12 protein-coding genes are annotated in these 14,613 nt (G+C 40.9%); 10 read left to right on the forward strand and 2 right to left on the reverse strand.

Annotated features, from left to right (window positions below; all coding sequences use genetic code 11):
- The first annotated feature begins 18 nt into the window (after positions 1-18).
- From NOL38_RS04740 to NOL38_RS04765, 6 genes are all read left to right on the forward strand, one after another.
- The gene (locus tag NOL38_RS04740) at positions 19-1,065 is read left to right on the forward strand and encodes a D-alanine--D-alanine ligase (protein WP_099872406.1); all 1,047 of its coding nucleotides are present in this window, start codon (positions 19-21) and stop codon (positions 1,063-1,065) included.
- 87 nt (positions 1,066-1,152) lie between these two features.
- Positions 1,153-1,533 (forward strand): OsmC family protein, encoded by a 381-nt coding sequence (locus tag NOL38_RS04745; RefSeq protein WP_172004882.1) that lies wholly within the window; start codon positions 1,153-1,155, stop codon positions 1,531-1,533.
- Position 1,534: 1 nt separating this feature from the next.
- A complete protein-coding gene (locus NOL38_RS04750; RefSeq protein WP_277941522.1) occupies positions 1,535-2,611 on the forward strand; it encodes an ABC transporter permease in 1,077 nt (358 codons plus the stop codon).
- A 9-nt stretch (positions 2,612-2,620) separates the two neighbouring features.
- Complete coding sequence (locus tag NOL38_RS04755; RefSeq protein WP_024384899.1) at positions 2,621-3,289, forward strand: ABC transporter ATP-binding protein; 669 nt, start codon at positions 2,621-2,623, stop codon at positions 3,287-3,289.
- 199 nt (positions 3,290-3,488) lie between these two features.
- Positions 3,489-4,850, forward strand: coding sequence for a UDP-N-acetylmuramoyl-tripeptide--D-alanyl-D-alanine ligase (locus tag NOL38_RS04760; RefSeq protein WP_277941523.1), 1,362 nt, complete (start codon positions 3,489-3,491; stop codon positions 4,848-4,850).
- A gap of 90 nt (positions 4,851-4,940) precedes the next feature.
- Positions 4,941-5,639, forward strand: a complete 699-nt coding sequence (locus tag NOL38_RS04765) for a YwaF family protein (RefSeq protein ID WP_277941524.1) — start codon at positions 4,941-4,943, stop codon at positions 5,637-5,639.
- A 30-nt stretch (positions 5,640-5,669) separates the two neighbouring features.
- Here NOL38_RS04765 and NOL38_RS04770 read toward each other — a convergent pair whose 3' ends face one another.
- Entirely contained in the window at positions 5,670-8,006 is a 2,337-nt protein-coding gene (locus NOL38_RS04770) for a cation-translocating P-type ATPase (RefSeq protein WP_277941525.1), read from the reverse strand.
- A 237-nt stretch (positions 8,007-8,243) separates the two neighbouring features.
- On the opposite strand from NOL38_RS04770, the gene NOL38_RS04775 reads away from it, so the two are divergent.
- Complete coding sequence (locus NOL38_RS04775) at positions 8,244-9,788, forward strand: peptide chain release factor 3 (RefSeq protein WP_014637690.1); 1,545 nt, start codon at positions 8,244-8,246, stop codon at positions 9,786-9,788.
- 458 nt (positions 9,789-10,246) lie between these two features.
- Entirely contained in the window at positions 10,247-11,842 is a 1,596-nt protein-coding gene (locus tag NOL38_RS04780) for an ATP-binding cassette domain-containing protein (protein WP_277941526.1), read from the forward strand.
- Between the two features lie 110 nt (positions 11,843-11,952).
- Here the strand turns inward: NOL38_RS04780 and NOL38_RS04785 are convergent, their stop codons facing one another.
- Positions 11,953-12,705: a hypothetical protein gene (locus NOL38_RS04785; RefSeq protein ID WP_105154230.1), complete on the reverse strand. Its 753-nt coding sequence runs from the start codon at positions 12,703-12,705 to the stop codon at positions 11,953-11,955.
- Between the two features lie 226 nt (positions 12,706-12,931).
- Between NOL38_RS04785 and NOL38_RS04790 the strand changes: the two genes are divergently transcribed.
- Positions 12,932-13,315: a PH domain-containing protein gene (locus NOL38_RS04790; protein ID WP_002936200.1), complete on the forward strand. Its 384-nt coding sequence runs from the start codon at positions 12,932-12,934 to the stop codon at positions 13,313-13,315.
- Positions 13,316-13,392: 77 nt separating this feature from the next.
- The gene (locus NOL38_RS04795) at positions 13,393-13,986 is read left to right on the forward strand and encodes a YitT family protein (RefSeq protein ID WP_277941527.1); all 594 of its coding nucleotides are present in this window, start codon (positions 13,393-13,395) and stop codon (positions 13,984-13,986) included.
- The last annotated feature ends 627 nt before the right edge of the window (positions 13,987-14,613 follow it).

Raw genomic sequence — 14,613 nt, forward strand, 5'->3', positions numbered from 1 at the left:
ATTAGAAAAGGAAAAGATATGTCAAAAGAAACCTTGATTTTACTATACGGTGGCCGATCAGCAGAGCGAGAAGTATCAGTATTATCAGCTGAAAGCGTCATGCGTGCCATCAATTATGATAAATTTTTTGTCAAAACCTATTTCATTAGCCAGACAGGTGACTTTATTAAGACGCAAGAGTTTTCTCAAACACCGTCTGCCGATGAAAAACTCATGACAAACGCGACAATTGTTGAAGAGCAAAAAATCCGTCCGAGCGATATTTATGAAGAAAAGGCAGTCGTTTTCCCTGTTCTTCATGGCCCAATGGGAGAAGACGGATCTATTCAAGGCTTCTTGGAAGTGCTTCGTATGCCTTATGTTGGCACTAATATCTTGTCTTCAAGCGTTGCTATGGACAAAATCACTACCAAGCGCGTACTTGAATCAGCAGGAATCTCCCAAGTACCTTATGTGGCAGTTATCGAAGGTGAAAATATTGACGATAAGATTGCAGAGATTGAAGGAAAATTGACTTATCCGGTCTTTGTAAAACCAGCTAATATGGGATCGAGTGTTGGTATCTCAAAAGCTGAGGATTTAGCTGGCTTGCGTAAGGCGCTTGATCTGGCCTTCAAGTATGATAGCCGTGTCCTCGTTGAGCAGGGGGTTAATGCGCGTGAGATTGAGGTCGGTCTTTTGGGAAATGCTGACGTGAAAACCACCCTTCCTGGCGAAGTAGTCAAAGACGTTGCTTTTTATGACTACGATGCCAAATACATCGACAACAAGATTACTATGGAAATCCCAGCTAAGATTGATGAGGCTATCATGGACACCATGCGTGATAATGCAGCTAAGGCCTTCCGTGCTATCGGTGGCTGTGGACTTTCTCGCTGTGATTTCTTCCTGACAGAAGACGGCGACATCTTCCTGAATGAGCTCAATACCATGCCAGGATTTACCCAGTGGTCTATGTATCCACTCCTTTGGGATAATATGGGCCTAGCTTATCCAGACTTGATTGAAGAGCTTGTTCGTTTGGCCAAAGAAATGTTTGAAAAACGCGAAAGTCACCTCATTTAATTATTATCAAGATTGGAATCATTCCAATCTTTTTTCTTGCAAAGGTTTGCAAAAAGGAATAAAATGGAACAAGTTCTGGAGGTGTTTATGTATCAAACGACAGTAAAAGGGGAAGGTCTGTTTCAGGCTCTTTCTCAAGGTTATGGCGAACCGGTTCGTACCTTTGGGGTGACGGAGAAGGGGGAGACTCCGGTTAGTCTAGTTAATATTGGCTTAGCTGCCTGTATCACCATGTGTGTGCAGGGCTACTATGCCAGTCAAGAAAGCAATAAAACCATGCCTGTTCAGGTGGAGAGTCGCTTGGACAATCAGCGTTTTGAGGTGTTGATTGGAATTGGTGAGTCGGTTTCAGCGCAGAAGCAGAAAGAGATTCTTGCCTATGTGGAAAAGAAATGTAAAGTCAAAGCTCTTTTGAGGGAAGACTTGCAGTTTGAGACAAGTTTTTATGTCTTAGAAAGTGTGGAGTAAGATGTTTTTAGCAATTGAAGAAATGCGGCAGAACAAGCTGCGTTATGGCTTGATTTTAGGATTATTAATCCTGATTTCCTACCTGGTCTTTTTCTTGACGGGTTTGGCTTATGGTCTCATGCAGGAAAATAGAACAGCTGTTGACAAGTGGAAAGCGGACTACGTCTTGCTTAATTCAGAAAGCAATCGCCTGATTACAGCATCCAAAATTGATACAGCCTTGCTTGACCAGGTGGACGCTGGTGATAAAGCCTTGATTCGCCAACAAGCTGGAGTTGCCTATGTGGACGAGAATGCCACCTCAGACGAAAAAGAAAAGGTAAACATCTTTGCCGTTGAGTCTGATAGTTTTATCGTCCCAAATATTGTAGAAGGTCGTTTGTATGAAAAAACGGGAGAAGTCCTTGTAGACAAAACCTTGTCAGAGGTAGAAGGTTTTGGGCTAGGTGATCAAATCTATCTGTCAGGTTCTGATGAAAAAGTGACTATTGTTGGGTATACAGATAATGCCTACTTTGGAGTGGCGCCTGTTGTCTATATGGACTTTACGGCATTTGCAGAATTGATGCAGGCTGATAAACAACAAGCTGCAACGAGTAATCTTGCTAGTGCCATTGTCGTTCGTGGAGATGTCGCTTCTGTACCAGATGAGCTGGAAAAAGTTGCTATTGCAGACTTTATTGAAAATCTGCCAGGATATAAGGCACAAAATATGACCTTTGGCTTTATGATAGGATTCTTGATTGTCATCTCAGCCATTGTTATTGGTATTTTTATCTTTGTTTTGACAACACAGAAATCTCCGATTTTTGGCTTGATGAAAATTCAAGGTCTTTCAAATGGCTATATTTCAGGTTCTGTATTGGCGCAAACCTTCCTACTGGCTGGTTTGGGAACAGTCCTTGGATTGGCTGGGACTTATTTGTCATCCCTTGTCTTGCCAAGCGCTGTTCCATTTGAGAATAACTGGACCTTCTATATTGCAATCGGTCTAGCTCTTGTTGTATTTGCCCTATTAGGGGCTAGTTTCTCTGTACGTTCTATCTTTAAGGTAGATCCATTACGAAATATATCTTAGGAGGTTCTTATGAAAACACTTATTTTTGAAAATATTAGTAAGACCTTCCAAGATGGCAGTCAAACCATTACGGCTCTTAAACCGACTAATTTTAGTATTGAAGAAGGCGAATTTGTTGCTATCATCGGACCGTCCGGGTCTGGTAAATCAACTTTTTTGACCTTGGCAGGTGGTTTACAAACACCGACAACTGGTCGTGTTTTAATCAATCAATCGGACTATTCTGATTTACCTGAGAAAAAACGTGCCAAATTGCGCTATAAGGACATTGGTTTTGTCTTGCAGGCTTCCAATTTGATTCCATTTTTAACAGTCGAAAAACAATTAACCTTGGTTGATAAGGTCAATAAGAAAGCTGATCCGAGCAAGCGAAACGAACTCCTATCTGAATTGGGTGTGAACCATCTCAAAAACAAGTTCCCTAAGGATTTGTCAGGCGGAGAACGTCAGCGTGTAGCTATTGCCCGTGCACTTTATAACGATCCAGCTTTGATTCTAGCTGATGAACCAACAGCCAGTCTAGACAGTAATCGCGCTTTTGAAGTGGTTGAGTTATTAGCTAAGGAAGCCAAAGAACGGAACAAATCCATCATCATGGTAACGCATGACCAGCGCATGATTGAAAAATGCGACAAGGTATATGAGATGAAAGATGGTGTCCTCACTCAAGTTCGATAAAAAATGGTATAATGGGAGCGGGAAAGAACTCGACTTGTCAAAAAAGAGTTCGTCTTCCCGCCCCCGCACAGTTGATTAGGTAGATTTGGAGTGTAAAACACGAACAAATCTACCAATCAACCACTGCGCTGAGATGTTGACGCAAATTTTGAGAAGCGGTGTGGGGGTGAACCTAGCCTTTAGTTTACTGGAGAAAACAATGAAATTAACCCTACACGAAGTCGCTCAGGTCTTGGGCGCAAAAAATAATATTAGTCTTTATCCCGATAGAGCCCTTAACAAGGTGGAGTTCGACAGTCGCCTGATTACAGAAGGGGATCTTTTTGTTCCCCTCAAGGGAGCGCGTGACGGTCATGACTTTATTCCTGTTGCTTTTGAAAATGGCTGCGCAGTAACCCTGTCTGAAATCAGCCTTGATGTTCCGCACATTCGAGTAGAGGACTGCTTGGCTGCGCTTCAACAATTAGCGGCCTACTACCTAGAGAAAACAGGGGTAGAAGTCATTGCTGTGACAGGATCAAATGGTAAAACGACCACCAAGGACATGATTCACGATGTTCTGGCGACGACTTACAAGACTTACAAGACACAAGGCAACTACAACAACGAAATCGGTCTGCCATACACCGTCCTCCACATGCCTGATGATACAGAAAAACTGGTCTTGGAAATGGGCCAAGACCACTTGGGCGACATTCATCTCCTATCTGAAATTGCCAAACCAAGTCTATCGGTTATTACTCTATTTGGCGAAGCCCATCTGGAATTTTTCGGCTCACGAGCAGAGATTGCCAAAGGAAAATTACAGATTGCGGACGGCATGGCAGCGGGAAGTAAATTGCTGCTCCCAGCAGATCCGATTGCGGATAAGCTCTTGCCGAGCCATGTAGACCTCATTCGTTTCGGTGAGCAGGCTGATTTGCAGGTGACTAGTCTTGTCGAGTCAAAAGATAGCCTGACCTTCACCGTCAACTTTATGGACGGCGACATTTTCCTTCCAGTAACGGGCAAGTACAATGCCACCAATGCTATGGTAGCAAGCTACGTAGGTAAGACCTTGGGTGTGCCAGATGAAGCAATCAAGTCAGCCCTAGCTGGTCTGAACTTGACCCGCAACCGTACGGAGTGGAAGAAGGCAGCAAACGGAGCAGATATTCTCAGCGATGTCTACAATGCCAACCCAACCGCTATGCGTTTGATTTTGGAAACCTTCTCTAGCATTCCCGCAAACGACGGCGGCAAGAAAATAGCCGTTTTGGCAGACATGAAAGAACTGGGGAGCCAGTCCGTTGACCTCCACAATCAGATGATTTTGAGCCTGTCGCCTGATGTGCTAGACACCGTCATTTTCTACGGTCAGGATATTGAAGGTCTGGCCCAGTTGGCTAGTCAGATGTTCCCGATTGGAAAAGTCTATTTCTTTAGGAAAAATGCAGAGCAGGACCAATTTGAAGATCTGGTTAAACAGGTTAGGGAAAGTCTAGGAAAAGAGGACCAAATCCTCTTTAAAGGCTCTAATTCCATGAATCTTGGGAAAGTGGTGGAAGCAATAGAAAAGTAGAGAGGCGAGACCTCTCTTTTTTAGCAAGTCTTGTCAAAACATCGAAAAGTTGATATACTAACTTTTGGGGAAAGAGAGGATTTTAATAAGATGAGTGATTTTTTCAGCAATCAGATTTCTGAAGCACCGAACCTGAACGTATTGGAACATCTGTTTCTCATGATTATTTGGTTTTTCATGCTCCATCTTTGTTTTTGTTGTTATCAAAAAAGATGGTTTCATATTGTTTTTTGGTGGCTTCAATTTATACAGATTGTCTCCCTTTATACTTGGTATATCGTAGCTGATTCTCCTCTTTCAGAGAGTCTTCCTTTTTATCATTGTCGCTTGGCCATGCTCTTTATTCTTTGGGCGAAGCCCGGACCTTTGAAACGTTATTTTGCCTATCTGGGTCTTTTTGGATCGCTTGCGGCCTTTATTCATCCAGTATTTGACCCATTTGCATTTCCACATCTGACCTTCTTTACTTTTGTTATTGGTCACTACGCCTTGACGGTTAATTGTATGTTGTACCTGTTATCTGATTTAGAAGGGGAGATGTTGAAGGGAAAAGAGGTAGTGAAATATACGCTTATTATGAATATGCTGATTCTAGGAGTAGCTTTTTTAACTGGCGGAAATTATGGATTTTTGAGACAGGCACCTTTAGTGAATACTAATAATCTTCCTTTGAATTTCTTCTTGGTAACTTGCCTACTCTGCTTCTCTATTTTGAGTATACAAGCTATGTTAATTGCCTATTTGAAAAAAGAAAGCAAACAAATGAATTCGCATATATTGAAAAAATAAGACTTGAAATTAGTTTTTCAAGTCTTATTTTTAGTTTTTAAATGCGCCTTGTTTGTAGCTAATCCAGAAAAAGACAGGGATAAAAATGAGCATTAATCCAGAATAGATTGGCAATGTGTGACTGTTTAGGGGGTGGATTTCAATCAGACCATGTAGGAAATGGGAGCTGATGAAGAAACCGAAAACGGAATAAATAATAAGAGCCAGTCGAGCTTTTGTCAGTGGCAAACAGGCACGAATGACAGCCAGTAGACCTGTTGAACCAAGAACATAATAAGAGAGGGTTTGCATGTCATGCAAGTTTAAGTATCCAAATACTTGCATTAAATGGAAAATAAGGACACTGAGAACAACCATGAGAGCATTTGGTAGGGCTAAGAGAAGAGATTTTCTGAGAAAATGTTTTTCTACAGGGCGGATATTTCGTTCAAAAGTTAGGATAAAAGGAGGAAAACCTTCGACAAATTGACCAATGAGGGTCATTTGTACTTGAATAAATGGGAAAACTAACAAATATTCTGCTTTACCTAGGGCAATACTAGCGATACAGATAAGGCCAAGTAAGAAAGAGTAGATTGTTTTGATAAGAAAGATGGGAGCAATGTGGGAGATGTTATTAACAACGCGTCGTCCCTCAAAGAGAATCTCAGGAATATCGCGAAATTCAGAATCTAGGAGGACTAGATTGGCGATTTGTCTGGTAGCGGGATCACCTTCTGCCATAACAATGGAACAATCAGCTTCGCGTAGTGCAAGAATATCATTGACCCCATCACCGGTCATTGCAGTAGTATGTCCCTGTGCTTTGAGGGTTTGGATGAGCAATTTTTTCTGATGTGGGGATACGCGACCGAAAATGGCGGTTGTTTCAGCTCTGGCAATTAGTTCTTCGTCGTCAACTTTGGAACAATCGATATAGCTATCGTAGTCAGCAAATCCAGCTTCCCTGGCAATGTGTGAGACCGTCACAGGATTGTCACCAGAGATTATTTTTAGTGTCACTTCTTGCGAGCGAAGATAGGCCAGTGTTTCTGCGGCGTCTTCTCGGATTGGGTCGGCAATTTCTAATAGAGCTAGAGGTTCAATATTCTCAGGTAGCTGATTTTGAGAAGAAGGAAGGGACTGTTGGCTAAGCGCAAGAATCAGGACACGGGAACCACGAGCCTGTGCCTCAGAAACAGAAGGAGGATTTTGTGTTAGTAACATTTCTGGTGCCCCTAGAAAAATGTGACCAATGTTTTCTATTGTCATTGCTCCCCATTTTCTATCGCTAGAAAATGGAATGATGTGACTAGCTTTATAGTGGTGCTCTAAATCACCATATTCTTTTCGAATGGCCTGAGCTGTTGAATTAGTATCCTCACTTGTCTGGATATAGGTAGCGAGTAACTGTTGGATAGTGTCAAGTGAATAATGGTTGGTTAAGGGGAGCAGGTTTTCGACGGTCATTTTTCCCTGAGTAATCGTTCCGGTCTTATCCAAACAAAGAATATCAACTCGGGCAAGTGTTTCGACGGAATACATTTCTTGTACGAGGACATTTTTCATTCCCAGTTTGATAACGGCAGTTAAGAGAGAAGTGATGGTCAGCAGAGCAATTCCCTTTGGTAACATACCTAGTAGGGCAGTAGAGCTGGTAATAACTGAGTCTTTTAAGGGAAGAAGTTTGATGAGAAAGGCTTCTAGAAAAAGAGCAAGTCCGAATGGGATGATAATTTTTCCTGTAAATTTAGCAATTTTATCCATATTGTAAAGAATACGCGAGACGATAGGTTTGTGAGTTTTCGCCTCAAGCATGAGCTTATTGGCATAGTTTTCTGCGCCAACATGGATGACTTTTGCATAAATCTGTCCGCTAACTAGATAGCTACCAGACAATAATTCAGCCCCAGTATTTTTCACAATCAAGTCGCTTTCACCGGTTAACATGGCCTCGTTTGCCTCGGCTATACCTTTTAAAACAATAGCATCACTAGGAACTTGTTCGCCAGCAGACAGCAAGAGAACATCATCTAAGACAATATCTTCTGGTGCAATAGAGATTGTCTCACTGTCACGAACAACTCGGATAAAATCCTTGTTCATCAGGTTGAGTTTGTCAATCATTCGTCGTGCTCGCCATTCTGTCAGCATTCCTGAAACAGCGTTGAGGACAATAACTCCGAAGAAGAAAAGGTTGGACCATGCCTGAACAGCTAGTAAGGCTAAGAAAATGGCAAAATTGAGTGCGTTAAAAGATGTAAACACATTTCGTCTGAAGATTTCCCAATTACTGGCACTGGTCTTTGTCTTAAAATGATTGGTTTGCTGGTTTTGAATACGTTTTTGTACTTCCTTGGTTGATAAACCTTTTATTTGTTTGTTCATTATTTTATCTTTCTTTTTCTAGTATATAGAATACATCTCATACTTATTGTAACATATTTATAATACAACAGTATAGGTCTGTAGACCTATTCTTCAATAGTTTGAAAAATTCCCTTATTTCCGATATAATAAGAGAGTTGTCTAGTAAAGAATAAGGATGAATCCAATGTAAATCGAATAGGATAAGAGCTCAGCTCTGCTATGAATCAAAATACAAAAAAATGAAAAGGAAACATTATGTCACTACAAGAAGAAATCAAGAAACGCCGCACCTTTGCGATCATCTCTCACCCGGACGCGGGTAAGACCACGATTACCGAGCAGTTGCTCTACTTTGGGGGTGAGATTCGTGAAGCAGGTACGGTCAAGGGGAAAAAGACTGGTAACTTTGCCAAATCTGACTGGATGGATATTGAGAAACAACGTGGTATCTCTGTTACCTCATCTGTCATGCAGTTTGACTATGCAGGCAAGCGGGTCAATATCCTAGATACACCAGGGCACGAGGACTTCTCAGAAGACACTTATCGGACCTTGATGGCGGTGGATGCGGCTGTCATGGTGGTGGACTCTGCCAAGGGTATCGAGGCCCAGACCAAAAAGCTCTTTGAGGTTGTTAAGCACCGCAACATTCCTGTTTTCACTTTTATCAACAAGTTGGACCGTGACGGTCGTGAGCCACTTGATTTGTTGCAGGAGTTGGAAGAAGTCTTGGGCATCGCCAGCTATCCAATGAACTGGCCGATTGGTATGGGGAAATCCTTCGAGGGTCTCTATGACCTCCATAACAAACGCTTGGAACTCTACCGAGGTGACGAGCGGTTTGCCAACTTGGACGAGGGTGACAAGCTCTTTGGTTCTAACCCCTTTTATGCACAAGTTCTGGATGATATTGAACTTCTGGCGGAAGCTGGGAATGAATTTTCAGAACAGGCGATTTTGGACGGTGATTTGACTCCTGTTTTCTTCGGTTCAGCCCTGACCAACTTTGGTGTGCAGACCTTCCTAGATACCTTCTTGGAGTTTGCTCCAGAACCACATGGACACAAAACGACAACTGGTGATGTCATTGATCCACTCAACAAAGACTTTTCAGGCTTTGTTTTCAAAATTCAAGCTAACATGGATCCTCGTCACCGCGACCGCATTGCCTTTGTCCGTGTGGTTTCGGGCGAATTTGAACGCGGTATGGCGGTCAACCTGCCTCGTACAGGCAAGGGGGCTAAGTTGTCCAACGTGACCCAGTTCATGGCAGAGTCCCGTGAGAATGTGGAAAATGCAGTAGCGGGTGACATTATCGGGGTTTACGATACAGGGACCTATCAGGTAGGAGATACCTTGACCGTAGGTAAGAACAAGTTTGAATTCGAACCGCTGCCGACTTTTACCCCTGAAATTTTCATGAAAGTTTCTGCTAAAAATGTCATGAAACAAAAATCCTTCCACAAGGGAATCGAGCAGCTGGTGCAAGAAGGTGCAATCCAGCTCTACAAGAACTACCAGACGGGCGAGTATATGCTGGGGGCAGTTGGTCAGCTCCAGTTTGAAGTTTTCAAACACCGCATGGAAGGCGAGTACAATGCCGAAGTAGTCATGACTCCAATGGGTAAAAAGACAGTCCGCTGGATCAAGCCAGAAGACCTGGATGAACGCATGTCATCAAGCCGCAACATCCTAGCCAAAGACCGCTTTGACCAACCAGTTTTCCTTTTTGAAAACGACTTCGCCCTCCGCTGGTTCGCGGACAAATATCCGGATGTGGAGTTGGAAGAGAAGATGTAGCAAACATCTGGGAGATGTTTGCTATCGGGAGATGGGAACTGACGGCAGTCAGTTTACCGTTGAATAAAGTCTGGGTGGAGTGAAACAGTTCGGGGAACTGTTTCAGCCTGAGCCTAGAGATGTCAAGCGAGGTGAAAGGTGGGAGATGGGAGCTGATGGTATCAGCTTACAGCTGTTCAGCTTTGAAAATCAAGCTAAAACTTCGTTAAGTTGCTTCGATGAACCTCTAGTTCAATCTTCAGCTCCTTGCCTAGTTTTATTCTTGAGTTTCTTTGCGTAAAGTCAGTAATCAGCTTTGAAAATCACTATCTACTCGAAATAATAGAGGAATAAGGCTCGGTTAATCCGATCCTTTTCTTTTACCTCGCTTCTATGGGGGATTTTTTGCAAAAAAAACAATATTTTAATATAATTGTATTAAAAGCAAATACTCGAATCAATCGGAGGTGCCGATAGCAATGTTCCATTACCTAAAAAAGTGTCGTTCAGAATTTTTTATCTATAGCTTGGTTTCAGTTGTTTATGCTCTGATTTTAGCAGCGACAGGTTTCGTCTATGCTCGGGTTTCTGAGTCGGCTTTGTCTGGAAATCAGCAGGTATTTTTGATAAGTTCTCTTATAGCAGTTGGATTCTTCATTTGTGATATTTATTTTGATTATTTACCACGCTATCTCAAGTTTAAATTGGTCAATCGTATCATGGAATTGACAAGAAATGAGTTGGTTGCAACCTATGCAGTAGAGGATATTGCTCAATTTGAAGAAAAAGCAAGCTCAGATAGGGTAAGTGTTTTAGTGAATCATTTAGATGTATTAGAAAATGGCTTTTTAATACCAGGTTTATCAATGGTAACGAGTGTCCTTGTATTTACTTTCTCCTTAATTGGAGCACTTTACTTGCAAGGAACAATGACTATTATCATGTTGGTGCTTTGTTTTATCCCTTTCTTAGCACCGTTGATAAATAATAAAATTTTGGCTCATACGACTAAAGAAAGTCAAGAAGAGAAAAATGTCTATTTAAAACGATTTAGTGAGTTTGTACAAGCATTTTCTTTCATACGTATTAGTAATATTACGCTAGTCTTTGAAAAGAACCTAGAGACTTCTAGTCAAGAATACGCTAAAAGAGCCATCCTATTTTCCAAAAAGCAATCTCAAACCTATGCAGTATCTTACGGTTTGAGTAGTATTGTCTATTCTGGTTCATGGATTATTGGAGGTATCTTTGTTTTCCAAGGGATGCTGAAAATTTCAGACTTGATTGCTATGACCACACTAATGGGAACGGTTGCTGGTCCCATTCAAACCATGTCAGGACTGATTACAGAGTATCTTGCTAGTCGAACGGTCGTGGAAGAATTGACGAATATTCTGAAAGGACAACCACATGAAGACAAAGTCCAACAAGAGTTGACAGAACCTATAAGGACTTTAACTTTAGATAGGGTTAGTTCCCATAATCAACAACACCCTATATTTGACAACTTTTCTTATCAATTTCTTGCTGATAAAAAATATGCTATCGTTGGTAAAAGTGGTAGTGGGAAGACGACATTGCTGAGACTCTTGCTAGGTGTTCAATCACCAGATGAGGGGGCGATTTTCATAAATCAGATTAATCTTTCAGAAGTGGCTCAGGCTTCCTATTTTGATAAGATGTATTATCTACCACAAAAAACAGCTATTTTTGCAACAACTATAGGAGATAACTTGACACTGTTTGAAACTTTGGATGAGGCTAAAGCCCTGAAATGTTTAGAACAAGTAGGGTTGCTGGACTGGTTTGAGAGACAGGAGGCTGGATTCGATACGCCTTTATCCTCCTCTAAACAACTATCGGGTGGTGAAGAGCGGAGATTTGATTTGGCGCGGGCCCTTTATAGAGATGCGGAGGTCTTACTATTTGATGAACCAACAACGGGGTTAGATAGTGAGAATGAGGCTTTTATTGCAGAGACTCTTTCTAATATTAAAGAGAAATTGTTGATAGTGGTTACTCATTCACAAAGTGAATCATTCTTATCCGTTTTTGATGAGAAGATTGAGTTATGATGTTTAAAGTCCTTAAAGCAATCAAGCATTACAAGCTTCTGAGTATATAGGCTACATCTTGATATGAAAATCATAAAAGGACGAGCTTTGTACAACTCGTCCTTGTTTTGTTATTTTTCTAGAGTAAATTCTTCATTTCCGTTAATAATGGTGGTATTTCCCTTGCGAGAATAGGAAATAATATCTTTTACAGCAATATCATATGTAGTTAGCTGGTTGATGGCTGCGTCATTAATTTTTGTAATGGTCACGGTATGGAAGAGCCGATCGACTTCTCCCTCGAAAAAGGTAGCTGAGATAGTACCAGTTTCTTGATTGTATGTGGCACCTAGTTCTTTAGCATACTCGTCTTGGTACTTATGAAATTCTTTTTCCGCCTCAGCTTGTGTAGGTAGAAATGATTTCAAGTGCTTTTCATAGTCTGCTCCGAGAGCGGTTGTTAAGTATTCTTCTACGGAAATTCCTAGAGAACTTGCTTCTTTTTGTGCTTCCTCTAACATTACCTTGTAAGCTTGATCCAAGGTTAATTTTGCGATTTTAGGAATATCAAAACTTGTTGTAGCGGTAAAGACAGCTTTCTTATCTACGACTGTCATCGTATAAGTTGCATCAATCCACGTTTTATCGATACCTGGAAGTTGATTTTGCAATTCCTTGATACTGGTTTCGACAATATCTTGTTCAGCTTGGGAATTGCGCCACGTACCGCTAATGTTGCCACTATTATATTTGAATAATGCAAGACAGGCAAAAAATACGATAATAGCGGTAAAGAGTGTGATAATAATTCTAAGGACGCGATTACGTTTCTTTTTCTGTTCCGCAACGAGTTCTTCGAAAGCTTGAGTAGCTGTGTTTTCCATAATATTCTCCTTCTGTTCCCCCTTTTTCAATATACTATAGTTTGTTTGCTCTGTCAATGGCTATATTAGTGTAGAGAGTGAGGGAAGAAGTGTCGAGCCTCCTCGCCTTACAGAAGTAGATAAAGAAGGAGAACGGAAGTGTTGTGATGTATGATTGACAAGGACAAAGTAGCCTATTTTCATTATTTTATGTTATACTATAGAAAAATACCAAAGGAGTCATATTATGGGACTATTTTCAGGTTTACTAGGTAATGCCTCGCAAATGGATAATGATAAGATTGAACAGGAATTGGAGCATGTTCTACTGGATAATGAACAGGTTGAGATGGCGTTTAGTCTGGTTCGTGATTTGATTGTTTTTACAGAATATCGATTGATTTTGGTCGATAAGCAAGGAATGACTGGGAAAAAGGTATCTTATAAATCGATTCCTTACCGCTCGATTTCACGCTTTACGGTAGAAACCTCTGGTCATTTTGACTTAGATGCCGAGCTGAAAATATGGATTTCATCGGCTGTTGAACCTGCTGAAATTCTTCAGTTTAAGAGCGATAAGAGTGTCATTGCTATTCAAAAAGCACTGGCTTCAGCTGTCTTAGGAAAATAGGAAAAAAGTACAGAAAGTGGATATCCGCTTTCTGCTTTTTTTGATATACTAAGGTGGACTGTTTGTGAGGAGAGGATATGATGCAGATAAAATGGAGAGACTGCTTATTGATATGTTTTGGGGCAATCCTATATGCCCTTGTTTTGAATATGCTCATCATTCCACATGAATTTGGCGAAGGTGGGATTACTGGTGTTACCCTACTTTTGTTTTATACGACAGGGATTGAAACAAGTCTGTCCAGTTTTGTTTTGAATGGGATTTTGATTGTATTAGCCTATCGCTTTTTGAGTAAGTTAACGGTTTTCTATACTTTCTTAGCGGTTGCTACTATGTCCTTAACCATGCATTATACGACTTTTCTGCAAATAAAATGGTTGCCCCTGATTCCCTCTGCTCTCTTGGCGGGATTGGTAACAGGTTTATCAATGGCTCTAGTCATTTATGGAAACGGGTCCACGGCAGGAAGTGATATTATTGCATTGTTGTGTAATAAATATTTCAAATGGAAGATTTCCACCGTTATTCTCATTTTTGATGTATTTGTGGTAACTCCTTTGGCTTTTAAAATTGGGCTTGTAAAAACATTTTGGACATTGGTAATGGTTGTCATTATCAGTAAAAGTTTGGACTGGTTCTTGCAAGTATTGAAAAAGAATAATCATAAATAAAAATACAAGAGAAACCCAGTTGTGCATGTATAACTAGTTTTCTCTTTTCTTATAGTCGAATGAATTAATACTCAATGAAAATCAAAAACAGACTAGGCGACGCAGATGCAGATAGAACTGAAGTTTATCAAATCAAGTCAACAACGTCTGATTTTGATTTTCGAAGAGTATAACTTTCAGACAAGGAGCTGGTACTAGAGTAGGGCAAACCGAAAGTATCGATGTATCAAAGCTAATTCAAATATCTATAAAAATGATGGACTCCTCATGAAAACGTATTATTGACTTTTTAAAGGTAAATATTAACTATTATTGTTAGATTGTGTTATACTTGGTAAGTTGCAAATCCAATATCAGTGGTTCGACCCTGATATCTTGTTACAAAAAAAGTTAGATAAGGTAGCTTCGCACTGCCTTGTAAAAGAAAGGAAATGCGTTAGGAAACTAGTTCGGGAAGAGCATTCGAACCCGTGCTAAAAACTTCGTGAAAAAGATAGGGAGTGGGACAGAACTAGAAAGCGATGGAGTTCGTCTTCCCACCCCCGCACAGTTGATTCGGTCAGATTTGGAGTATGTAATACGAATTGCTGAGATTTGCTTCGCAAATCTTATCTCCAACCTTTAACA

Source organism: Streptococcus suis (assembly GCF_029616525.1).
GTDB lineage: Bacteria > Bacillota > Bacilli > Lactobacillales > Streptococcaceae > Streptococcus > Streptococcus suis_AF.